The organism is Acinetobacter sp. TR3 (assembly GCF_027105055.1).
Classification (GTDB): Bacteria; Pseudomonadota; Gammaproteobacteria; order Pseudomonadales; family Moraxellaceae; genus Acinetobacter.
In genome coordinates this window covers 553,405-575,264 of the sequence record NZ_CP114264.1, presented here as the reverse complement: position 1 = coordinate 575,264, position 21,860 = coordinate 553,405, and the positions used below count along the sequence as shown (strand labels likewise).

The following is a 21,860-nucleotide window of genomic DNA, read 5'->3' as shown; positions in this document are numbered from 1 at the left end:
TTAAAACGATCAAATTTAGCACTTGTATTTAATAGTGTCTTTATGACAATATATATTTACTGGCTTTAAGCCACCATAAAAGAGAAATTAAAAATGACGATCCAACTTATGACAGCTCAAGCGAATGTTCCCATCGAGTTTTTGCAGTTTTCAGGTGGTGAGCGTCATATTCAACTGCAACCTGAATTATTAAACCAATTAACAGCCGACACTCAGGTCAAAGCCTCACTGAATAACAGTACAGATGTGATGGATTATCTGTTATTGGAAAATGTAATACTTGAACAAGGCTCGCGCCTTTCGATAGAAATCCCTTATTTTCCATATGCACGTCAAGATCGTATCTGTGCACAAGGTCAGGCTTTCTCACTTGATTTAATGACTAAATTATTGAATAGCAATACAGAAAAATTTGCAGGACAGCGTCAAAAAATTGTGGTGTGGGATTGTCATAGTCAAGTGACCTTAGAACTATTACGCAAAAATACCCGCTTCCAACAGGTGATCAATATCGAACCAATTCAGATTATTCAACAAAGTGAAGCATTGATGCAGATCTTAACCGCCGACAATACGATTTTGGTCTGCCCCGATGCAGGAGCAACACAACGCACCCAAGCGATTGCAAACGGCATCAATCCGCAACGCCAACAAGCCATTGAAGTGATTCACTGTGAAAAGAAACGCGATCCAAGCACTGGAAAAATTAGAACAACTGCGGTGGATAGCCCTGATTTGACAGGAAAAACAGCCGTGATCACCGATGATATTTGTGATGGCGGTGCAACCTTTATTGGTATTGCCAAACAACTGCGCAGCCTAAATTGCCAAAACATTATTTTATATGTCACGCATGGCATTTTTAGCAAAGGTTTAACCGTATTCGATGGACTGATTGATCAAGTGTTTACGAGTAGCAGCTTGGTTCAAGTAGAACCCACCAAACTCAATATCATTAATTTTCAAAACTAAGATTAAAAGCACGAGGAGTATAAAAATGAGTATTAAAATAAACCCACTCAATGCAATTGATTTCTATAAAGCAGACCACCGTCGTCAGTATCCAGTGGGAACTGAATACGTCTATGCCAACTTTACGCCTCGCTCATCGCGTTTAGCCAAAATGCTGCCTGATTTTGATGACAAGATTGTGTTCTTTGGTCTGCAAGGTTTCGTTAAACATTTTTTGATTGAAACTTGGAACGAGGGCTTCTTTAATCAACCCAAAGCCAAAGTCGTCGCGGCCTATAAACGTCGTATGGACAATTCTCTAGGTGACGGAGCTGTGCCTGTTGAACACATTGAAGCCTTGCATGATTTAGGTTATTTACCCTTAAAAATTAAAGCATTGCCAGAAGGTAGCCGAGTCAATATCAAAGTGCCTGTATTGACCATTATCAACACTGATTCAAACTTCTTTTGGTTAACCAACTATATTGAAACCGTGCTCAGTGCCGAGCTTTGGAAAAGTTGTACCACTGCAACCATCGCTTATGAATATAAGCGTTTATTAACACAATATGCAGAAAAAACGGGCGCGCCTTTAGATTTCATCCCAGTTCAAGGACATGATTTCAGTAGCCGTGGCATGAGCGGCATCTATGATGCGGCCCAATCAGGCGTGGGGCACTTGACCAGCTTTATTGGGACAGATTCAGTCGCTTCGATTGACTATGCCGAAGAATATTACAATGCAACAGGTGTAGTGGGTGTTTCAGTACCGGCAACAGAACACAGTGTGATGTGTATGGGTAGTGAAGAAAGTGAAATCGAGACCTTTAGACGTTTGATCTGTGAGCTTTATCCTACAGGTATCGTCAGTATCGTTTCAGATACTTGGGATTTCTGGCGTGTGATTACCGAGTTTAGTGTCGAATTAAAAGCGGAGATTTTAAAACGTCAACCGAATGCCCTCGGTCTTGCTAAAGTAGTGTTCCGTCCCGATTCAGGTGATCCCGTGAAAATTATCTGTGGCGATCCTGATGCAGAGCTAAATAGTCCCGCTTATAAAGGTGCAGTGCAATGTTTATGGGAAATTTTTGGCGGAACAGAAACTACTCAAGGCTATAAAGTGCTGAATGAACGTGTCGGTTTGATTTATGGTGACTCGATTACCCTAGAACGTGCGCAAAATATTTTAAAAGGTTTGGAGGCCAAAGGCTTTGCTTCAAATAATCTAGTCTTTGGTATCGGCAGTTATACCTACAACTATTTAACTCGAGATACTTTTGGTTTTGCTGTAAAAGCTACTTGGGGGCAGGTCAATGGCATCGGTCGTGAACTGTTTAAAGACCCCGTGACTGATTCAGGCGTAAAAAAATCAGCCAAAGGTCTATTACGGGTTGAACAGACTGAGAATGGTTTTGAGTTATTTGATCAACAAAGTTTTGAACAGGAGAAGATGGGTGCACTGCAAACCGTATTTGAAAATGGTCAATTATTAAGAGAATGCTCGCTTGATCAAATCCGGGAGAGATTGGTCTAAAAAGATATCGAGACTGCTAATTTTAAATTTACTACGCTACATCATGACAGGCGGCAAGGATGCCGCCCAATTAACGATCTTGCACGAAGTTCGAAGTGATACATTGAACTTCACTCAGGATGTACCATCAGCTCATTCAAATCTATAAAAAACCTTTATACTTGATTCACTCATCCATGAGACAACGCCAAATGACCTATACCTCCGAAAAGGAATACCTTGCCCACTATAAAAAAACAGATTACGACACCCCCCTGTTTACGGTCGATATGGCAATTTTTTCTGTGGCAAAAGGTCAATTACAGGTTTTAATGATTCAACGCTCCAACTTCCCCGAAAAAGGGAAATGGGCACTGCCTGGCGGCTTTGTCGATTTAAAAACCGATCCCAACTTAATGGCAACAGCTCACCGTAAACTGCTTGAAAAAACAGGGATTCACTCCCCTTATCTTGAACAAGTTGAGACCATCGGCAATCAGCATCGTGATCCACGTGGTTGGTCAATCACTTCGCTATATTTTGCCCTAATTGATTTCAATAAATTTCAAATCCAACAAAGTATAACAACAGAAAAGAGTGAGTGGCTTTCTATAAATGAAGCCTTGAAACTTGATTTAGCTTTCGATCATAAAGACTTACTACAGTTAGCATTTGATCGTCTTTGTAACAAAACCCGCTATACAGCCTTACCTGCTAGTCTCATGCCTGAATTATTTACCCTGACCGAATTACAAACAATTTATGAAATTATTTTAGGTCATACATTAGAAAAGAAATCATTTAGACGTCGTATGCAAGAAGCGGGAGCAGTTGAGGAAACAGGACAGCAAAAGATTGTCGGCAAACGCCATGCCCAACTGTTTCGTTATGCACTCGACAATTATCATTTCACTTTTCCACGTATGTTAGAAACACCACGTCATCCGACTGAAAATAAAAAGAGCTAAGGCAAAACCTTAGCTCCATATACTCACTTCCAAGTTTCGCGGATCATATCCACTGCTTTTTCAGCAATCATGATCGCTGGAGCATTGGTATTACCATTCACCACTGTTGGCATAATCGACGCATCAATCACACGCAGTCCTGCAATGCCATACACTTTTAGCTCAGGATCAACCACAGCCATCTCGTCGACACCCATTTTACAACTGCCGACTGGGTGATAGACCGTATCGACACGTTGGCGCAAAATCTCACGAATTTCATTATCAGACTGCACATTCGCTGTAAACATATCTTCTTTAATTTTGTCACTTAAAGCAGGTGCATTCATTAACTTTTGCGTGACTTTAAATCCATCGACCATATCTTGCAGATCTTGTTCATCCTCTAAGAATTTAAAATCAATCAATAATGGATCATCAACATTTTTACCACTGAGTTTAACTGAACCACGCGCACGCGGATTCAATAAACACACATGACATGAAATACCATGACCTGTGTGCATCGTGCGAGCATGGTTATCTACTACAGCAATCACAAAATGTAATTGTAAATTTGGCTTATCTAACTCAGGACGACTTTTTAAGAAGCCACCACATTCAGCATAATTGGTGGTGATTAAACCACGACGTTCTTTACGATAACGCCCAATCTGTTTAACTAAATCAATACTGCCACCAACCGACACCCCAAAGGTTCCTTCCATTTTCTTAGTCTTATAAGCAAAAATAAAGTCAGGATGATCGTGTAGGTTCTCACCAACACCTGCTAAATCTTTAATTATAGGGATACCGTATTTTTCCAGTTCTTGACGTGGGCCAATCCCCGACAACATCAAGACTTGTGGTGATTGGAATGCACCCGCAGACAGTAAAACTTCTTTATTGGCGCTAACAACAATTGTCTGTCCTTTATGGCTATACTCCACCCCAACAGCACGATCATTTTCAACAACGATACGTGAAACTTTAGCTTGGGTAACTACATGTAAATTTGGTCGCTTACCTAAATAAGGAAACAGATAACCACGTGCTGCGCTCCAACGTTCACCATTTTTTTGTGTGACCTGATAAACACCGAGTCCTTCTTGTTCTGCGCCATTAAAGTCATCATTCAGCGGATAATTGACCTGCTTCGCAGCTTCAACAAAGGTTTTCTGATACGGATTGTCCGAACGCAATTCACTGACATTCAATGGTCCGTGTTGACCATGATATTCATTACGAATGCGCTCGTTATGCTCTGATTTTATAAAGTATGGCAATACATCCTGATAAGACCATCCTGTATTACCTAGAGCTGCCCAATGGTCATAGTCACTATGATGACCACGGATGTAGACCATCGCATTAATCGCAGAACTACCACCTAAGCATTTTCCACGAGGTTGATAGCCTTTACGCCCATTTAAACCTTTTTGTGGAATGGTTTCTAAAGCCCAGTTATTAATCTTGGTTGGAATACTGATAACTGCTGCTGATGGTGTATTCACCAACCAGCTATTGCCATCACCACCAGCCTCAAGTAAACAAACTGATATATTTGGATTTTCTGAAAGCCGACCTGCAAGTACACAACCTGCTGAGCCACCACCAATAATTACAAAATCAAAAGCTGCTTGTGTCATTTCTATCCCTGTTATTTTCATTTTTTAAAAAGTTAAAATATTATGCCTAAAACCACATAAATAAGCGGCATTACTTGTCTAACAGCTCCATGCTCTACAATTAAAAATTAACTGGATATCATTCAAACCACAATAGCTAAACTAAGCAAGGAATTTGAGATAAATTATCAGATAAAGCAAAAAGCTAATTTATCGTATCTTTCTTCGTGCTTTTCTGTTTTAGATATTCAACATGTTGGCGATCTGTTTTCCATGAAGATTCCAATATTTCTTTTTCTATTCTGTAATGAATTCTTTTTTGCTTGATTGAACTAATTACTTCTTCATTGAAGCTCTTTACATAATTTATCCATGCCTTTCCACGAAATACATTTTCAGGCATTTCTGTTTTGAATTCACTTCTAGGGGTAAAAACAATAACTGAATGCAAATCTTTTGGCTCAACTATATCACTTAAAATCATCTCCAAAACTTTCATATGCTTGTAGTTTTGATGTAATGGGTTTTGAAATTTATAACTTTTTTTATAAATCTTTTGCGTCCATTGTCTCTGACGAGCACTACCAAAAATCCACCCCGTATAGTTTTTCGTTTCTATAATAAAAACACCGTAAGGGCTTATTAAAATGTGATCAATTTGAGTCGTCCCGTCTTTCTGATCAGGTAGAGTACAATTATTGAGTAATACGTATTCAGCACTTAAATACTTAGCAACATGCTCAGAAACCATAAACTCACCAACTTTCCCCTTGAAATTCGGTGATTTGAGATATGTAACTACAGCAAGCATAAGAAGAATTAAAATAATATAAAAGAACATACTTCCCCATGAATATTTTATTTTTCAGAAATTAAAAATTAACAGCATCAAATATACAATATATTTATAAAACATTATTATAAAAACTGAGTTAATAACTAATCCGTAATGTTTTATTTGATCGTACCTCTATATTCGCCAAATAGCATAATCAACCCACCAATAAAAATAAAAAGTAATCCAAATAATTTGAAAGTATCTATTTTCTTTATTTGCATCCCTAATAAACCACTATGATCAATTAAGGTAGCAAAAATCATTTGCCCTAAAAATATCCATAATAGTGTATTGGTTGCACCGATATGTGGTGCTGCGACAAACATACACAGAATATAAAGTGAACCCAAGAAACCTGATAACCACATCCACCAAGATGTATTTTGATAAAATGGTGGTTTCACCGTTCCATCCATCCATAATGCAATAACAAACGAGTCAATTGCACCACCGATATAAAGAAAGAAGGTAGATTGTATTTGGCTTGCACCACTACTATGACGAAAGGCATTAATCACTGCCAGTTGTAGTGGAACAACTAGCCCACCTAATATACTAATCAAAACATAATGAATATTTTGCATTCATCAACTCTCATTTTTAGGTTTCTAATTTTTATGAACTAATTTGATTGAGAAACTTATGATCATACTTTTAGATATTCAACATAATGATTGAGTAACTCTTACTTCAAACTATCTTATAAAAACAAATACTGCATCAAGCATTCTATAGTTCAATTGTGACTCAAATACTTTTGATTAAATAATCAAAGCTTGGAGATAGAAATAATTTCAGAAGAATAAATAATTTTTAGTTATTTAATAAAATAAGATATAAAAATCCAGACGTAAAAAAACCGCTGTTTAGCGGTATTTTATCTCATCTTTAAGATGATGGTCGGAGCAGTAGGATTCGAACCTACGACCCCCTGGTCCCAAACCAGGTGCACTACCAGGCTGTGCTATGCTCCGATTACTCTATAAAAGAGTGGGGTGAATGACGGGATTCGAACCCGCGACAACTGGAATCACAATCCAGGGCTCTACCAACTGAGCTACATCCACCATCAAAACTTTGATTCTATATACCAAGCTGCCAAATGGCGCGCCTGACAGGATTCGAACCTGTGACCATCCGCTTAGAAGGCGGATGCTCTATCCAACTGAGCTACAGGCGCATAACGATGATAATACTATCACGATACTTCGCCGATATTTAAAACTATGTTTTTCAACATATTTTAAATGGTCGGAGCAGTAGGATTCGAACCTACGACCCCCTGGTCCCAAACCAGGTGCACTACCAGGCTGTGCTATGCTCCGATTTCTTTTCAGCTTTTAGCGTATCGCACATCGTGCGGTACGGTGTGCATTCTAGGCGCGACGCCCTAGAACGTCAACACCTATTTTTCAAAAAAAGAATAAATCCTTATCAAATGTATATTTAACAAGCATTTTCAAACGTTTTAGCGTTTCAAAGAAGCACTAAAGTTCAACATTCGATCTAAGGGTAATTTCGCGCGTTCAGCAAGAGCTGGATCAACGTGTATTTCTTGATCAGAATGTTGTAATACATGCAAAATACCATCCAGTTCATTCATCGCCATCCACGGGCAATGTGCACATGAACGACAAGTTGCCCCCTCACCTGCGGTTGGTGCTTCAAATAATTCTTTATCTGGCGCTGCTTGCTGCATTTTGTAGAAAATACCACGATCCGTTGCTACAATCATTTGTTTATGCGGCAAGGTCTGAGCTGCTTTAATCAGTTGCGAGGTGCTTCCCACCGCATCAGCAATATCCACCACAGATTCAGGTGACTCTGGATGAACTAAAACCGCTGCATCTGGATAAAGCGCTTTCATTTGCGCAATACCACGGGCACGGAATTCTTCATGCACGATACATGCACCATCCCACAACAACATTTCAGCGCCCGTTTTCTTTTGAATATAGCGACCTAAATGTTGATCAGGTGCCCAAATAATTTTTTCGCCCAAACTATCTAAATGTTCAATGATCTCAACTGCGCAACTTGAAGTCACCACCCAATCGGCACGTGCTTTTACAGCCGCCGAGGTATTGGCATACACCACCACGGTATGATCAGGATGCTGATCACAGAATGCTGAAAACTCATCTACAGGACAACCCAAATCAAGTGAACAGGTTGCTTCTAAAGTTGGCATCAACACTGTTTTTTCAGGTGATAAAATTTTAGAGGTTTCGCCCATAAACTTTACTCCTGCCACCACAAGGGTTGTTGCAGGATGATCACGACCAAAGCGCGCCATTTCCAACGAATCAGAAACACATCCCCCTGTCAGTTCGGCAAGCTCTTGCACTTCAGGATCACAGTAATAGTGAGCCACAAGCACTGCATTTCGCTTTTTCAACTCAGCTGCAATTTGGGCAAACTTTTCTTGTTTCACTTCTGGGCTAAGGCTATTGTCCTTTGGCTCGCCCAAACGATCTAAATGCGCCTGCACAATATTTTTGGCTTCGTTCGCAATTAAATTCGCATCATTCATAAAGCGTCTTCTCTATCCTGCGTGCTTGCATCGCTGCAAACTTATAACGTGGGTATCTTGGTGAGCATTTAATTAATATCACACTATCCACATACCAGCTTATAAAAAAAGCCTCACTGTGGAGGCTTTATTATAACGCAAATTTATGAACGATAATCGGCATTAATTTTGACATAGTCATAAGAAAAGTCACAGGTATAAACCGTGTCTTTAGCTGTACCACGACCGAGGTCAATACGAATGCTAATTTCCTTTTCAGCCATGACGGCTGCACCTGCTTCTTCAGTATAATCTGGGTTTGCACCACCATCTAAGCAAATCTGTACATCACCTAACCAAACTTGTACTTTACTACTATCGAGGTTGGGTACACCTGCCTTACCAATCGCCATCACAATGCGCCCCCAGTTTGGATCTGAAGCGAATAAAGCAGTTTTAATTAACGGCGACTCGGCAACACTATAAGCAACATCACAACACTCTTGCGTGTTTGCTCCACCATCAACCTGTACAGTAATGAACTTGGTCGCACCTTCACCATCACGCACAATCAATTGCGCTAGACGATTCATAATCCGTGCCAACACATCAAGTACCTGTTGATAACGTGCATCATCTTGACTCTGAATCTCAACACCACCTGCTAATCCAGTTGCGACAAAAATACAAGAATCATTGGTTGAGGTATCACCATCAATGGTAATACGGTTAAATGAATGCTCAACTGTAGTCTGCAAAAGCTGCTGTACAGATGCTTTTGAAATCGGCGCATCTGTTGCAACAAAGCTGAGCATGGTCGCCATGTTCGGGCGAATCATACCTGCGCCTTTACTGATACCTGTCATGGTATAAATCACGCCATCAAGTTCAAACTGCTCAGAAGCACCTTTAGGCGTAGTATCTGTGGTCATAATGCCTGATGCAGCATCCGCCCAACGATCAGCATTTAAATCATTGAGTGCAGGTTGAATACCTTGTACTAAACGTTCAATTGGTAATTGCTCACCGATAACACCCGTTGAAAACGGTAAAATCTGATTGGCATGAACACCAGTTAACTCAGCCAACTTGGCACAAGTAGCTTCTGCATTTTTATAACCGACTGTGCCTGTTGCCGCATTGGCATTGCCTGTGTTGATAATCAAGTAACGTGGTGTATTTTCTGCTAAATGCTTTTTACTCAATTGAACAGGCGCAGCAGCAAAGGCACTTTGGGTAAACACCCCAGCAACGTTTGAGCCTTCAGCAAATTCAAAAATGACTAGATCTCGTCGATTTGGATAACGTACATACGCTTCAGTTGAGCCAATTTTTACACCCTGCACCACATGCATAAGTGGCATTGTTACGTCACCAACAGCCATTTTAAACTTCCATTCAACTTGTTATGAAAGGCTTAAGCTTATTCCAAAAGGCGATTAAAATCGAGTATTAACGACATGGATCATTTATAAAATAAAAGTACTTTCATTGTCTGATTTTAATAAGATATTCATGCAGCAGTCACTATTGTGAGGCGGCATGGATGCCGCCCGTTGGACAGGGGCTACATGGATGTGCCCTCTGTCCAACAAAAGATTTTTGTTACTTTTCATCTTTGAAAAGTAAAAGAATGCCTATACACAATGCATATAAAGTTATGCTTCAACTAAATGGCTGTGCTAACTCTTGATAAGTGAACACTCAAACGATCTACATTTTGAAAACTAAATTTGTTGTTCTAAACTCAGTAAAATCTGCTTCTTATCCAAACCACCCGCAAAACCAACCAAAGCACCACTCGAACCAATCACCCGATGACACGGCGCAATAATCGAAATCGGATTCTTACCATTGGCAGCCCCAACAGCACGTACCGCTTTTTCATTACCAATCTGAACTGCAATGTCTTTATAACTACGCTTCTCACCATAAGGAATGGTCAACAAAGCCTGCCAAACTTGTTGTTGAAAATCTGTGCCTTGAAAGTCCAAAGGTAAATCAAATTGCTGACGCTGACCTGCGAAATATTCTTCTAATTGTTTTTTAACTCGAAGTAACATCGGATGTTGACGATCCTCTATCAGTTCGGCGATTCGTACTCGTTTATGGTCTTCATTGTCCCACATCACGGCGACCAATGCATGATCATGAGCAACCAGTTTTAATGCACCCACAGGAGAATCCATGTACATATACACCAGTTGCATTACTCTCTCCTTAAACCATTAATTTGATGACAATTTCATCAACATTAGGCCCGATACAATTAATATTGCAGCAATCATTCGCATCGCAGTCATTGGTTCATTTAAAACCATGATGCCAACAATAAACGATCCAATCGCACCAATTCCCGTCCAAACCGTATAGGCTGTACCCAAAGGCAACGATCGCATTGCAATTGACAATAATACGACACTTAAAATCATAAAAATGATGGTCACGATACTTGGCGTTAGCTTGGTAAAACCCTCAGACATCTTCATTGAATATGCCCAAATAATTTCAAAAATACCTGCCAAAATTAAAATTGCCCATGCCATTTTTTACACTCAACCTTAACAAGAGTTGGGTCGTCCCAACGTGATGCTTTTGAAGTGAGGTCGTCCTCTTAGGAAAAGCAGTGTACTGTAAAATTTCGAGATTATGTGAAAGGTTATGTATGGATTCCAGTGCAGTATTTTAAAAATTAAACGCTTTATCTAAGGTTAAGATTTACTGCCATGAAATCTGATCGACCTGCATTAGCTCACATGCCCCGTTTCCTGTATCTTCACGGGATAAAGAACTTTTCCAATGCCAACCATCTTTTGTCTGTATTTCGATTAAAGAACCCTTTAAATAGACTAAATCATCTTTTTTAATTTTTTTCATTTGAGATGCGACATAAGCATTGGCGGGAACCAGGTGCATATTGGCACTATGCGTTTCGATTTCTCTCAAAGAAATAGGCGGTTGATGATCTATACGCCAGTGATACCAACGATTACTTTGTGATACATCAATTTGTTTATAGATCTGCGGATTTGCCATATCTCCCCAGCCAACAGCAATATCCATTGGCGAAAATTCAGCTTCACGCCCTAAATTGTAGTCTTCTCTAGAAAGCACACGAAATGCACCTTCATAACGCTCCAATGCATTAATCTGTACGCCTTGTTGAGTGGTCATTTGACTAATATTTGGCGCTGGTTTTAATACCTGTGTCCAAACCACCCATGCGATAGCCAATCCTAGTACGCCATACATCCATCTTGGCATGCTTAATTATCCTTCTTTCTCTGTAAGCATTTTATCCATTGCTTTAAATGATTTAAGCATGAAATTAAAAAATGACCTAAAACACTTAAATAATTATCCTGTGACTCAACTTTATGCTCCTGTAAAGTTGCAGTATCTGTATTCAAAGTATTCATTTCTAAAGGTTCATAATGTGACAAAGTTTGTTGTAACTCCGCTCCTAAGCTCAAGCGGATTAGAGCAATTGTCACCTCATCAATTGCACAATGATGATATAAAGTTAGATGACGTGTGTCTAAATCAATACTATGTTCAACTAAGATTTCAGCAAATGGCAATAATGCTTTTCGAATACGTTGTACTTCCACCAAACTACTCATGTGTGGAATATAATAAAAACTGACTTTCATACTGCCATCACGTGGAACAACGTCAAATTGAGTAATCAAATTTTGTGTTTTTTCTCTCCGACTTAGAGATTCATTTGCATTATCAGTTATTAAATTGTCTTGTTGTTCTAAAGCCATTTATGCACCATGAATGACTCAAAAAAGATACTGCTAGTATAAACCAACAGTATCTCAGGATAGTGACCTTTTAGACAAAGGATCAGAACTTTAACGTAAGTCCCAAACCATATAGCCAACCTTTTTTACTGTCTGTAGCCGATTGCAATTCGGTTTGTTTCAAACCTTTATTATATGTGTACGCAATATCAATAAATGGCATTATTTTTTTACTGATTTCATAACGCGTTTGCAGGCCTATCTGAAGTTTAGATAATCCAGATTTATTTGCATAACTTGACTCACCATTGAATATTACATCTGCATTCAAATAAGGTTGAGCAATCAACTTTTGCGTAAATAATACATCGCGTGTTGTTTCCAAACTCAGTTGCCAGCGTTGGTTTTGACCTACATAAAGATAGGCTTCTGTTTCAAAGAAATACGGCGCTAGACCATGTAATCCCAATACCGTGTCCCATTGATTTTTATCATGCTTTTGTTCAGGTTGATATTGATAACGAACGCCTGCTTGGACATCCCAAAAATCAGCAATATGACGACTATATAACAGCTTTGTTTCTGTTTGAGTTTTTTCCGATTCTGCTTTTTCAACATGTGCTTGAATGAATATTTTATTTTTATCACCTCCCACCCATGTTTTTAGCTCAGTACTGGCACTGCCTCGACTATCATCAACGACCCACGCATTTTTAATCGTTGTGGCTTGATAAATTTGTCCACCATGTTCACGCTGATGATCGTGTGCATCATGTTGAATATCAGATGGTACTTGCTTTAATTCAGGTTGATGTCCTGAATGATCAACAGGAGATGATGTCTCCATCAATATATTCTGTTGTACCGACTGATCCATTTTCATCATTTGATCATGACCCTCATGCGCAGATGCAAATACACTCAAAGAAGAAATCATGCCTCCCATTGCCAATAATTGTGTATAGCGTTTCATCGTAGAAGCTTGCTTAGTGATGTGCATGACTCGCTCCTTGGGTAGGTTGAACAGGCGTAGTTTGTGAAACCTTGCTGTCATCGACATTTGCGACAATCAATTTACTCATCATGCCCGCACTCATGTGGTACAACAGGTGACAATGAATCGCCCATTTACCTAGCTCATCCGCAGTAAGTAGCGCTGTAACGGTTTTGCCCGGTGGCACGATCACCGTATGCTTATTGGGCATATCTTGTAATGCCTGACCATTTTCTAATTGCATAAACATGCCATGTAAATGCATTGGATGCGCCATCATACTTTCATTGACAAATTTCAGTCGAATACGCTCGCCATAGCGGACTGTTAAAGGCTTAAAATCAGGATCACTAAACTTTTTACCATCAATCGTCCAGATGTAACGCTCCATCGTGCCACCCAGACGAATCACCAATTCACGCTCGGCTGGACGGCGATAACTTTCTGGTTGTGGTTGCAGTGACTTCAAATCAGCATAATTTAAGGCTTTTTGGTGTACTGGCGTTGCTGCATTCGCCCAACCCTGTACATGATCAATACTTCCTTTTGTAGAAGATGCAGCCGCTTGATGCTGGCTATGATCCATCTCCCCCATCGTCATCTGCGTATGAGCACTGTGATCCATCTTGCTCATATTCATCTGACCATGTCCATTGTGATCCATTTGCGACATGCCCATTTGAGCATGTGAACGATGATCCATCGTGATCTCTGATGTTGGTACAGGTATCACTTTTTCATGTGGTACTTGTGATTGCTTATGATCCATATTCGGCATATTCATTTGATCATGCGCGCCATGATCCATGCCCATATCTTCCATACTTAATAAAGCACGTGGCCGTGATTTTGGGATTTGCACTGAGGTTGGATTGCTCACCTGTTCATTCTGCAATGACCCAATTGCAAAACCAGAACGATCTATTGACTCTGCCTCAATTTGATAATGCGCTTGTTCAGGTTCAACCAATACATCATAAGTTTCTGCAGTACCAATACGAAACTCATCCACAGGAACAGGTTTCACTGGCTGACCATCTGCACTAACCACAGTCATTTTTAAGTTGGGAATACGCACATCAAAAAAAGACATCGCTGAAGCATTAATAAATCGCAAACGAATCTTTTCACCCGTTTTAAAAGCACCTGTCCAATTTTGTTGAGGTGTTTTCCCATTCACCAAGAAAATATAACCAGTAATGTCTGATAAATCGGTTTTGAGCATCCGCATCTGGTTCCACATCGAACGATCTTTCCAAGTTGCTTTTAAACCGTCTTGTTTGACCTGCTTCCAGACATCACTTACCGTTTCACGTTGGTTTTGGTAATACTCAGCCGACTTCTTCAAATTTGCCATGATCTTGTCACTTTCTGTTTCATGGAAATCAGACAACATCACCACATAATCACGATCAGCTTTTTCATGTACAGCAACAGGTTGCTTACCTTTAGGATAAATTACCAAAGGACCATATAAGCCATCTTGTTCCTGTCCTTTGCTATGTGCGTGATACCAATAAGTCCCATTTTGTCGAACCTTGAAACGATATTCAAAACTGCCATTCGGCTTGATACTTTTAAAGCCATTAAAGCCAGGAACGCCATCCATGAGCCCAGGTAAAAGCAGACCATGCCAATGTAAAGAAGTATTTTGATTCTTCAGCTGGTTATGCACATAAATCACTGCTTCATCCCCCTCTTCAAATTCGAGAAGCGGAGCAATAAATTTACCGTTGACCGTCATACGTTGCACAGGCTTCCCTGTCACATTGGCGAGACCTTGATTAATATTCAGGTGATATTCTTTGATTGCAGCCAAACTATAAGGTGCAAAAAATAGACTTAAGCCAGCAACGACACCAGCAGATATTTTTGAGGACATGATATTTTCCTAATCTGTTAACAATTCAAATTGCTCTTTTCAACAAAACAAAGAGCCTGTAAAACAGATTAGGTTCTAGGAGGACGTAAAATTTCTTGCCAATAACCCGCAAGATGGCGAGCTTGATACGCTGTATTTTTATAGCTGCTCAGTTCTAAAAACGGCGAGCCAGACAAGCTTGGAATCTGCTGATCGAGTGCTAGATTGATCGTTTGGCAATGTGAAAAATTATTACAGTCAGGACAATATTGCTGATCTTGCATTTGCCCATCATGGCATTTAACAATATTGGTCACATCATGTGACATTTGCATTTGATGATGTTGATCCATCATTTGCTGATCGTGACACGGCATGGTTTGCACTATTGACGTTTTTTGATCCAATCGAACTTCTTGAACTTCTGCAACAGCCACACCACTTCCCCCAATGAAAAATATCATCAGGAATACAAACCATAAATGCTTGTATTGTTTATGAAGTTGCACTGAATACCCTTGGATCAATCATCAAATGAATGCGATTTACTTAGCATAATTTCTTTCTATGTTATGCACAATCTACTTTATGTTCAAATTATGCTAATTTCACACACCTACATAACCAAGCTGCCAATTTATTGAACAATAAAATATCAGATCACTAATGGGCAAAAACAAAGCAAAATAAATCGCTTAGCGCACAAAAAAAGGACAAAAACTTGTCCTTTTTTTCATCATTTTGCTGTGAATATAAACAACTGAAATCATTTTGTTTATTTTAACAACACCTTATCCACCTGCTTATCAACACGGTTATCCACCCAGTTATAAACAGAGTTATCCACAAATTTATGTGAAAAATAGGATGAAAACACTAAACTTCTGGTGCACCAACTTTCGCCAACTCTGCACGCATTTGATCAATTACCGTTTTATAGTCAGGTTGACCAAAAATCGCTGAACCTGCAACAAACATATCGGCGCCTGCTTCAGCAATCTCACGGATATTTGCAGGACCAACACCGCCATCAACTTCTAAACGAATATCACGACCACTCGCATCAATAATTTGACGCGCTTGACGCAATTTTTCCAAGGTCATTGGAATAAATTTTTGCCCACCGAAACCAGGGTTTACGCTCATTAACAGGATTTGATCAACTTTATCCAAAACATAATCCAGATAATGTAACGGCGTTGCTGGGTTAAACACTAAACCCGCTTTTGCACCACCTGCCTTAATCAGTTGTAAAGAACGATCAATATGATCTGTTGCTTCTGGATGGAACGTAATAATGTCTGCACCTGCTTCCAAGAAATCACCGATCATACGATCAACTGGAGAAACCATCAGATGCACATCAATCGGTGCTTTAATTCCATAGCTTTTTAATGCTTTACAGATGCCCGCACCAAAAGTAAGGTTTGGTACATAATGGTTATCCATCACATCAAAATGCACAACGTCTGCACCCGCAGCTAGAACCTTTTCTACATCTTCACCTAAACGTGCAAAATCAGCAGATAAAATCGAAGGAGCAATTAAATAAGGCTTGGACATGGGTGACCTGGCAAACTCTAAGAAAATAATCTGGAGATTATAGCAAATTCATCGCACTTAGGTTTGTTACAAAGTCATTATTACAGCATTGCAAACTTGCAACATCACGTTGCATGAATACTATTTTTAATCTCAGATGATTTTGTTATTTTTAACAATGAAAAAAGTAGAATATGACCTTAAGACATGAATAGCACAACACAGATTACAACAGATGAAGCAAAACGAATTAGTAAGCGCTTGCTCAATCACTGGAAGCATAAATTTGAAGTGGCTGAAACAGAAGCATACTCAAAAATTTTTATGCCGACAGCAACGGTGACGCTTATACCACAAGAACAGCATTTAGATGTATTGATTGAAAATCAGCAAGAAGATGTTGCTCGTCTAGAACAGGTGGTTATTGATCATTTAAATCGTATGGCACAACAAGAGTTTATTGTTGAATGGCAGCATCATTAAAAAAGAAGCTCAATCGAGCTTCTTTTTTTAACCTGCAACTTTTTCTAGTTGCATGGCATGGAATTGTAAGTGGTCATTCTTAATCCCAAAGCTATCAAATTTTTCAAAAATTCCTGATGTCATATCTTTATTAATAAGCCGTAACATCGCAGTTAAGGGGGTATGCTGAAGCGTCCATCCTAAACGACTTGTTAGACCTATTTTACATTGAACTGGTCATAAATCTTATTATTGAGCTCGATGAATTGCTGCACAACGCGATCGCAGTTTTCCTTAGAGTTCCCACACTTTACGTCCATACCAATAAATACTCGCCCATCTTTCTCATAGGTGTGGCGTAGGACAGCCGTTGGGTGTGCGAAATGGCTAGGTTTTGTAATGCTCCAAAGCGAATTCTCAGCCTTGTCATTCAGAACAAACCATTCCTCATTTTCTTCGGTAGTAACGTTAGGTTTTGCTCTGAGGGCGGCTAATGCTGTGGCAGGGCTTGGGTATGAAATGTTAACAGCGAGTGATTCTCGCAAGCCGCCTTCATGTGTGTGGAAGTCTGCTCTTTGAGTTGCACAAGCGGGTGTGGTAGCTAAGATGAAAAGCAAGATTGGTAAGCGCATGATCGTCATTGAATAGACCTAACTACAGTTATATGGCATAACTGCCACATGATTAAAAGTATACTGCACAATTTTTCTTCTCATTTCGTGGCATTACTCTATCTAACAATTTAACCCACATATCAAATAGACTACAAAATAGTTTTAATGCTTCTCTAACTGAATCGCATGAAATTGCAAATGATCATCAATAAAACTTTGAATAAAGTAATACCCATGATCATAGCCCTTGTGCTGGCGTAAAGTTAAATGTTGCCCTGCATCCAAGCAAGCTTGCTTAAACTTTTCAGGGTTTAATTGAGCATAAAACTGATCTTCTAGACCTTGATCAATTAAAATTTCCTCAAAAATTCCACCTTTTTGCTGAACTAAAGTGGTTGCATCATGCGCTAACCATTGCTGTTGATCTGCACCTAAATAGTGACTAAATGCCTTTTCTCCCCACGGACAAATACTTGGCGCGCAAATCGGAGCAAAAGCTGAAACCGATTTAAATTGCTCTGGGTATTTAAATGCCAAGGTTAATGCACCATGTCCACCCATTGAATGTCCAAAAATTCCAATCTGACTTTCGATAATTGGAAATGCTTGTAAAACATGTGCGTAGAGTTCATCAACCAAATAAGACTCCATTTGGTAATGTTCAGCCCAAGGTTGTTGAATTGCATTGATATAAAAGCCTGCACCCTGACCAATATCCCAATGATCACCCTGTGCAACGCCCTCTCCACGTGGAGAAGTATCAGGGCTAATTAAAATCAGACTCAGTCGAGCAGCCATACGCTGTGCATGAGCTTTGATCGCAAAGGTGTCTTCAGTACAAGTCAAACCTGCAAGATAGAATAATGCTGAACAAGGCTTTCCTTCTAAAGCAGCAGGAGGTAAATACACTCCAACTTTGGTTAGACCTTTAAGATGCTGTGATTCCAATTGATAAATACGCTGTTCACCCTCAAAACAACGATTTTTTTGCAGTAGCTGCATGTTGATTATCCTGTGTTTTTGTAATGTCTGTTGTTGTGATATTTTGTGTTGGGAATAAATACGGCTCAAGTTGTGGCAACATCAATTCCATGTTACGACCAATGGCCCATTGCGGTTCAGATGGTTCAAATCCTTGCGCAGTTTCCCACTGTGTCACAGTTTGTTTAGACTGATCAAATGCTTTTTTTATTGAGGATTGTTCACGCATCGCCAAATCAAAGAAAGCACGACCAAAATAAGTGTAATCCGCTTCATTATTACAACCAAAAGAGGTTTTATCTGCTGCTGAAGCAGTAATAATTAAAGTTTCAGGCGACTGTAATGCAGGAATGAAACTCCCCGAATAACACGCTGAAATAACAATGACTCGCCAACGAATCCCTGATTTATCAAGCGTTTCACGTAGCCATTTTGGATCGACTTGCCCTAGTTCTAATGGTGCATTTTCAATTTCAAAGTGATTACGCTCACCGTGGGATGTCATATAAAGAAATAATACATCGCTATCACGGTTCATCTGCTGACCAATCCGACGCAACGCTAATTCAATACTGGTTTTAGATGCAATTGGAACATCTAAACGTGTCGCAGGATTGTTAATCAACATAATGGAACGTCCAAACGTTCCAAAACGAGTATCAAATTGCTCTCTAATGCGTTCAATTTCAGATTTGAAAACATCAGCGTAGCTATCCCCAGCTACGCCCATAAAATACCAATGGCTTTTCGCAATATCACCATATTGGATTTGATCTAAAGCTTTGTCCAACACATGGCTTTGCGCATAAAAAGCATCTTCAGCAAAACTTGGTGGTGTTTCTTCAACTTTCCAAATCGGTTGATCTTTTACCGAAAGCTGCCAAACCACCATTGTTGCAATAGTCGCAATAAAAACTAAAGCACGCTCCCACCACGGCCAATTTAATGCCCGTGAAAATACCCAGATCACAGCCAAACTTTGCCAAACAAATAGCCCAACAAATAATGGCGGTAAGAAACCATTATAGATTGAATCGGGAATGAAATTTAGATAGCCATTTGAACCTAAATATTGGATCAAGCACTGTAATAATAGGATATTGGTATCAAGCACTAACCATAATAATGCGGGTACAAGCATTAAACGGGCTTGATTCATGCGTTGCGAAAGGAAAATCCCCACAATTAAGGCAATAAAAGGCCAAAGTGCATAACCAATCAAACCTTGAGGGTTGAACTCACCAATTTGCCCTGCCACCAACCAGCTATAAAGTGAGTTGGTACAACCACCTAAAATACCCCAAATAATGAGCTGCGTAATTGATGGATGAACAATCTGTAAGGAACGTCTAGACCCAAGGAACAACCACATTCCAGCAATTTGGTTACTTTTAAAATCATGCCAGATATTAATGGAGGGTTTGAGGTCGATCATAAAGTTCTTCGGGTATTTCTCTTTTCAAGCTTAGATTGAGAATAGGTCTATCTTTTATAAAATGAATATGACTTTTCCTAAAAGGAACAATGTCTTTCCTTCATTTAAGCTCGACAAGAATTTTTTATCAATCATGCTTTTGCACTATATCACAAATCTTTACCGAGCATTCACCTAAGCTAAACAATCACTTGGATAAAAGTTAAGTTGAACTTTTGGGAAAATATGCATCAAAACGACAAGCATCACCTAGCCATTGATGATCTGGAGCTTGATCGGCCAAATAAACAGCATGTCGGGGTCGTTTTACAATAACGCGTTTAGCGATTTTACTGGCAAGATGCAATAATTCATCACCTAAATCCATTTCACCATCTTCAGGTAATAACATATGCAATAATTGCATTTGCTTTTTGACCTGCGCCTGTTTCTTCTGTGCTTGGTGGTTTTGATCTCGCTGTGGGAACATCGGATCTAAATAAACGACATCGATCTGTTCATCTCGCTGCTTTAATCCATTTAAATAATCAGTTGAATCAGCATAAATCAGTTGAATCCGTGGCATAACAGACTGCAAAAATGGATCGTGTTCCGCTTGAGTTTTCGTATATTCCAATAACACAAATAGGATCGGATGACGTTCAACCAAACGGACATTAGCACCGAGATAAGCCATCAATAAACTATCATGACCTAAGCCTGCGGTTGCATCAATTAAGCTAGGTTTTTCACCTAATTGACATGCTCTTGCAATCATTTCCGATTTCAGACTAGCGCGCTTTAAACGAGGAATCTCAGCACGCCAATCCGGTTGCATTTTCATCCCATTCGCAGCGAGACTGAGTCCATCCTCATCTAAAACCAAGGCCATGTCTGGATTCAGACGAAGGAAACGTGCATTCACTTTTTCAACGATTTGACCTTTTAGTTCGACATCCAAACTCGCTAAACGAGCTTGAAGTTTTTGAAATTGCTCCGCATACTCCGTCTGATACCAACAGATCATCTGCATTACCAATGCACCCAACCTGTCCACCATGTCGCCAAAATAAATAAACCAAAGACTATACGGTAGTAAGCAAAAGCGGTGAAATCATGCTTAGAGACATAACGAATTAATGCACGAATCACAATTAAAGCTGAAACAAAGGCAACAATAATTCCAACTGCTAAAATGGCCATATCATTACTATGTAATTCATGACGCATTTTATACATATCCAGTAAGCCTGCACCCATCAATACAGGAATACCAAGGAAGAATGAAAATTCAGCCGCTGCTTTACGTGAAATACCTAAAAATAATGAGCCGATAATGGTTGAACCAGAACGTGAAGTCCCTGGAATTAAAGCAAAACATTGAATCAAACCAATCAGCGTTGCTTGCTTGAAGGTCAAATCCTCGACTTCAGGACTTATAATTTTATGCTGACGGCGTTCAGCCCATAAAATAATGAAACCACCAACAATGAGCGCAATTGCGACCGTAACTGCATTAAACAAATAAGCCTTTACCACATCGCCAAAGGTCAAGCCAATAATCACAATTGGAATAGAAGCAATAATTAAATTCAAGCTTAAACGGCGACCTTGTTCTTGACCTGTGAGTGCTCCGATTAATGCGCCCCACAGCTTGCCCCAATATTCATAGATTACCGCTGCAATTGCACCAATTTGTACTGCAACAGCAAACATTTCTCGCTTTTCAAGCGTCCAGAAATCTAGCAACTGCCCTGCTAGAATCAAGTGCCCTGTACTTGAGATCGGTAGAAATTCAGTAATCCCTTCCACCAAACCCATAATTGCTGCTTTAAATAGCAATAAAAGATCCAT

General features: G+C 39.6%; 22 protein-coding genes and 4 tRNA genes. 4 read left to right on the top strand and 22 right to left on the bottom strand.

Features of this window, described 5'->3' with window-relative positions:
• The first annotated feature begins 93 nt into the window (after positions 1–93).
• The 3 genes from O1449_RS02770 to ntrR all read left to right on the top strand — a co-directional run bounded on the left by O1449_RS02770 (position 94) and on the right by ntrR (position 3,432).
• Positions 94–972, top strand: a complete 879-nt coding sequence (locus O1449_RS02770; protein WP_269239100.1) for a phosphoribosyltransferase family protein — start codon at positions 94–96, stop codon at positions 970–972.
• Between the two features lie 25 nt (positions 973–997).
• Complete coding sequence (locus O1449_RS02765) at positions 998–2,485, top strand: nicotinate phosphoribosyltransferase (RefSeq protein ID WP_269239099.1); 1,488 nt, start codon at positions 998–1,000, stop codon at positions 2,483–2,485.
• A gap of 191 nt (positions 2,486–2,676) precedes the next feature.
• Positions 2,677–3,432: an ADPR responsive transcriptional repressor NtrR gene (ntrR, locus tag O1449_RS02760; protein WP_269239659.1), complete on the top strand. Its 756-nt coding sequence runs from the start codon at positions 2,677–2,679 to the stop codon at positions 3,430–3,432.
• A 23-nt stretch (positions 3,433–3,455) separates the two neighbouring features.
• Here the strand turns inward: ntrR and O1449_RS02755 are convergent, their stop codons facing one another.
• The 17 genes from O1449_RS02755 to rpe form a co-directional block, all read right to left on the bottom strand.
• The gene (locus O1449_RS02755; RefSeq protein WP_269239098.1) at positions 3,456–5,060 is read right to left on the bottom strand and encodes a GMC family oxidoreductase; all 1,605 of its coding nucleotides are present in this window, start codon (positions 5,058–5,060) and stop codon (positions 3,456–3,458) included.
• A gap of 184 nt (positions 5,061–5,244) precedes the next feature.
• Positions 5,245–5,880: a nuclease-related domain-containing protein gene (locus O1449_RS02750; protein ID WP_269239097.1), complete on the bottom strand. Its 636-nt coding sequence runs from the start codon at positions 5,878–5,880 to the stop codon at positions 5,245–5,247.
• 113 nt (positions 5,881–5,993) lie between these two features.
• Positions 5,994–6,461 carry a DMT family transporter gene (locus O1449_RS02745; protein ID WP_269239096.1) on the bottom strand — a complete coding sequence of 156 codons (468 nt, stop codon included), beginning with the start codon at positions 6,459–6,461 and terminating at the stop codon, positions 5,994–5,996.
• Positions 6,462–6,774: 313 nt separating this feature from the next.
• Positions 6,775–6,851: transfer RNA gene (locus O1449_RS02740), tRNA-Pro, on the bottom strand.
• A 17-nt stretch (positions 6,852–6,868) separates the two neighbouring features.
• Positions 6,869–6,944, bottom strand: a tRNA-His gene (locus tag O1449_RS02735).
• Positions 6,945–6,980: 36 nt separating this feature from the next.
• Positions 6,981–7,057 (bottom strand) — tRNA-Arg (locus tag O1449_RS02730).
• 68 nt (positions 7,058–7,125) lie between these two features.
• A tRNA-Pro gene (locus O1449_RS02725) sits at positions 7,126–7,202 on the bottom strand.
• Between the two features lie 143 nt (positions 7,203–7,345).
• Positions 7,346–8,410, bottom strand: coding sequence for a quinolinate synthase NadA (gene nadA, locus O1449_RS02720; protein ID WP_269239095.1), 1,065 nt, complete (start codon positions 8,408–8,410; stop codon positions 7,346–7,348).
• Between the two features lie 143 nt (positions 8,411–8,553).
• Positions 8,554–9,774 carry a bifunctional glutamate N-acetyltransferase/amino-acid acetyltransferase ArgJ gene (argJ, locus tag O1449_RS02715; protein WP_269229662.1) on the bottom strand — a complete coding sequence of 407 codons (1,221 nt, stop codon included), beginning with the start codon at positions 9,772–9,774 and terminating at the stop codon, positions 8,554–8,556.
• Between the two features lie 342 nt (positions 9,775–10,116).
• Complete coding sequence (locus O1449_RS02710) at positions 10,117–10,599, bottom strand: methylated-DNA--[protein]-cysteine S-methyltransferase (protein ID WP_269239094.1); 483 nt, start codon at positions 10,597–10,599, stop codon at positions 10,117–10,119.
• Between the two features lie 18 nt (positions 10,600–10,617).
• Positions 10,618–10,935 (bottom strand): DMT family transporter, encoded by a 318-nt coding sequence (locus O1449_RS02705; protein ID WP_004663797.1) that lies wholly within the window; start codon positions 10,933–10,935, stop codon positions 10,618–10,620.
• A 172-nt stretch (positions 10,936–11,107) separates the two neighbouring features.
• A complete protein-coding gene (locus O1449_RS02700) occupies positions 11,108–11,653 on the bottom strand; it encodes a hypothetical protein (RefSeq protein WP_269239093.1) in 546 nt (181 codons plus the stop codon).
• A 2-nt stretch (positions 11,654–11,655) separates the two neighbouring features.
• Positions 11,656–12,159, bottom strand: coding sequence for a cobalt transporter (locus O1449_RS02695; protein ID WP_269239092.1), 504 nt, complete (start codon positions 12,157–12,159; stop codon positions 11,656–11,658).
• Positions 12,160–12,241: 82 nt separating this feature from the next.
• Positions 12,242–13,138, bottom strand: a complete 897-nt coding sequence (locus tag O1449_RS02690; protein ID WP_269239091.1) for a copper resistance protein B — start codon at positions 13,136–13,138, stop codon at positions 12,242–12,244.
• Positions 13,125–15,014 carry a copper resistance system multicopper oxidase gene (locus O1449_RS02685; RefSeq protein ID WP_269239090.1) on the bottom strand — a complete coding sequence of 630 codons (1,890 nt, stop codon included), beginning with the start codon at positions 15,012–15,014 and terminating at the stop codon, positions 13,125–13,127. The genes O1449_RS02690 and O1449_RS02685 overlap by 14 nt, the downstream gene beginning before the upstream one ends.
• A 68-nt stretch (positions 15,015–15,082) precedes the next feature.
• Positions 15,083–15,502, bottom strand: a complete 420-nt coding sequence (locus O1449_RS02680; protein WP_269239089.1) for a hypothetical protein — start codon at positions 15,500–15,502, stop codon at positions 15,083–15,085.
• 367 nt (positions 15,503–15,869) lie between these two features.
• Positions 15,870–16,556, bottom strand: coding sequence for a ribulose-phosphate 3-epimerase (gene rpe, locus O1449_RS02675; RefSeq protein ID WP_269239088.1), 687 nt, complete (start codon positions 16,554–16,556; stop codon positions 15,870–15,872).
• 186 nt (positions 16,557–16,742) lie between these two features.
• Between rpe and O1449_RS02670 the strand changes: the two genes are divergently transcribed.
• A complete protein-coding gene (locus O1449_RS02670) occupies positions 16,743–17,018 on the top strand; it encodes a DUF2218 domain-containing protein (protein WP_269239087.1) in 276 nt (91 codons plus the stop codon).
• A 197-nt stretch (positions 17,019–17,215) separates the two neighbouring features.
• Here the strand turns inward: O1449_RS02670 and O1449_RS02665 are convergent, their stop codons facing one another.
• The 5 genes from O1449_RS02665 to O1449_RS02645 all read right to left on the bottom strand — a co-directional run bounded on the left by O1449_RS02665 (position 17,216) and on the right by O1449_RS02645 (position 21,860).
• Positions 17,216–17,638, bottom strand: a complete 423-nt coding sequence (locus tag O1449_RS02665; RefSeq protein ID WP_269239086.1) for a hypothetical protein — start codon at positions 17,636–17,638, stop codon at positions 17,216–17,218.
• Positions 17,639–17,773: 135 nt separating this feature from the next.
• Complete coding sequence (gene fghA / locus O1449_RS02660) at positions 17,774–18,613, bottom strand: S-formylglutathione hydrolase (protein WP_269239085.1); 840 nt, start codon at positions 18,611–18,613, stop codon at positions 17,774–17,776.
• Entirely contained in the window at positions 18,582–20,027 is a 1,446-nt protein-coding gene (locus tag O1449_RS02655) for a C13 family peptidase (protein ID WP_269239084.1), read from the bottom strand. The genes fghA and O1449_RS02655 overlap by 32 nt, the downstream gene beginning before the upstream one ends.
• Before the next feature lie 202 nt (positions 20,028–20,229).
• Entirely contained in the window at positions 20,230–21,039 is an 810-nt protein-coding gene (locus O1449_RS02650; protein ID WP_269239083.1) for a class I SAM-dependent methyltransferase, read from the bottom strand.
• Positions 21,039–21,860 (bottom strand): undecaprenyl-diphosphate phosphatase, encoded by an 822-nt coding sequence (locus O1449_RS02645; RefSeq protein ID WP_087536804.1) that lies wholly within the window; start codon positions 21,858–21,860, stop codon positions 21,039–21,041. The genes O1449_RS02650 and O1449_RS02645 overlap by 1 nt, the downstream gene beginning before the upstream one ends.

Excerpts from the sequence above, each read along its gene's own strand:
- O1449_RS02700 (WP_269239093.1), bottom strand. The coding sequence starts at position 11,653 with ATGCCAAGATGGATGTATGGCGTACTAGGATTGGCTATCGCATGGGTG.
- O1449_RS02650 (WP_269239083.1), bottom strand. The coding sequence starts at position 21,039 with ATGCAGATGATCTGTTGGTATCAGACGGAGTATGCGGAGCAATTTCAA.
- O1449_RS02670 (WP_269239087.1), top strand. The coding sequence starts at position 16,743 with ATGAATAGCACAACACAGATTACAACAGATGAAGCAAAACGAATTAGT.
- O1449_RS02765 (WP_269239099.1), top strand. The coding sequence starts at position 998 with ATGAGTATTAAAATAAACCCACTCAATGCAATTGATTTCTATAAAGCA.
- O1449_RS02705 (WP_004663797.1), bottom strand. The coding sequence starts at position 10,935 with ATGGCATGGGCAATTTTAATTTTGGCAGGTATTTTTGAAATTATTTGG.
- O1449_RS02685 (WP_269239090.1), bottom strand. The coding sequence starts at position 15,014 with ATGTCCTCAAAAATATCTGCTGGTGTCGTTGCTGGCTTAAGTCTATTT.
- nadA (WP_269239095.1), bottom strand. The coding sequence starts at position 8,410 with ATGAATGATGCGAATTTAATTGCGAACGAAGCCAAAAATATTGTGCAG.
- O1449_RS02665 (WP_269239086.1), bottom strand. The coding sequence starts at position 17,638 with ATGACGATCATGCGCTTACCAATCTTGCTTTTCATCTTAGCTACCACA.
- O1449_RS02655 (WP_269239084.1), bottom strand. The coding sequence starts at position 20,027 with ATGATCGACCTCAAACCCTCCATTAATATCTGGCATGATTTTAAAAGT.
- O1449_RS02745 (WP_269239096.1), bottom strand. The coding sequence starts at position 6,461 with ATGCAAAATATTCATTATGTTTTGATTAGTATATTAGGTGGGCTAGTT.
- O1449_RS02770 (WP_269239100.1), top strand. The coding sequence starts at position 94 with ATGACGATCCAACTTATGACAGCTCAAGCGAATGTTCCCATCGAGTTT.
- O1449_RS02645 (WP_087536804.1), bottom strand. The coding sequence starts at position 21,860 with ATGGATCTTTTATTGCTATTTAAAGCAGCAATTATGGGTTTGGTGGAA.
- O1449_RS02710 (WP_269239094.1), bottom strand. The coding sequence starts at position 10,599 with ATGCAACTGGTGTATATGTACATGGATTCTCCTGTGGGTGCATTAAAA.
- O1449_RS02695 (WP_269239092.1), bottom strand. The coding sequence starts at position 12,159 with ATGGCTTTAGAACAACAAGACAATTTAATAACTGATAATGCAAATGAA.
- O1449_RS02690 (WP_269239091.1), bottom strand. The coding sequence starts at position 13,138 with ATGCACATCACTAAGCAAGCTTCTACGATGAAACGCTATACACAATTA.
- ntrR (WP_269239659.1), top strand. The coding sequence starts at position 2,677 with ATGACCTATACCTCCGAAAAGGAATACCTTGCCCACTATAAAAAAACA.
- O1449_RS02750 (WP_269239097.1), bottom strand. The coding sequence starts at position 5,880 with ATGTTCTTTTATATTATTTTAATTCTTCTTATGCTTGCTGTAGTTACA.
- O1449_RS02755 (WP_269239098.1), bottom strand. The coding sequence starts at position 5,060 with ATGACACAAGCAGCTTTTGATTTTGTAATTATTGGTGGTGGCTCAGCA.
- argJ (WP_269229662.1), bottom strand. The coding sequence starts at position 9,774 with ATGGCTGTTGGTGACGTAACAATGCCACTTATGCATGTGGTGCAGGGT.
- rpe (WP_269239088.1), bottom strand. The coding sequence starts at position 16,556 with ATGTCCAAGCCTTATTTAATTGCTCCTTCGATTTTATCTGCTGATTTT.
- fghA (WP_269239085.1), bottom strand. The coding sequence starts at position 18,613 with ATGCAGCTACTGCAAAAAAATCGTTGTTTTGAGGGTGAACAGCGTATT.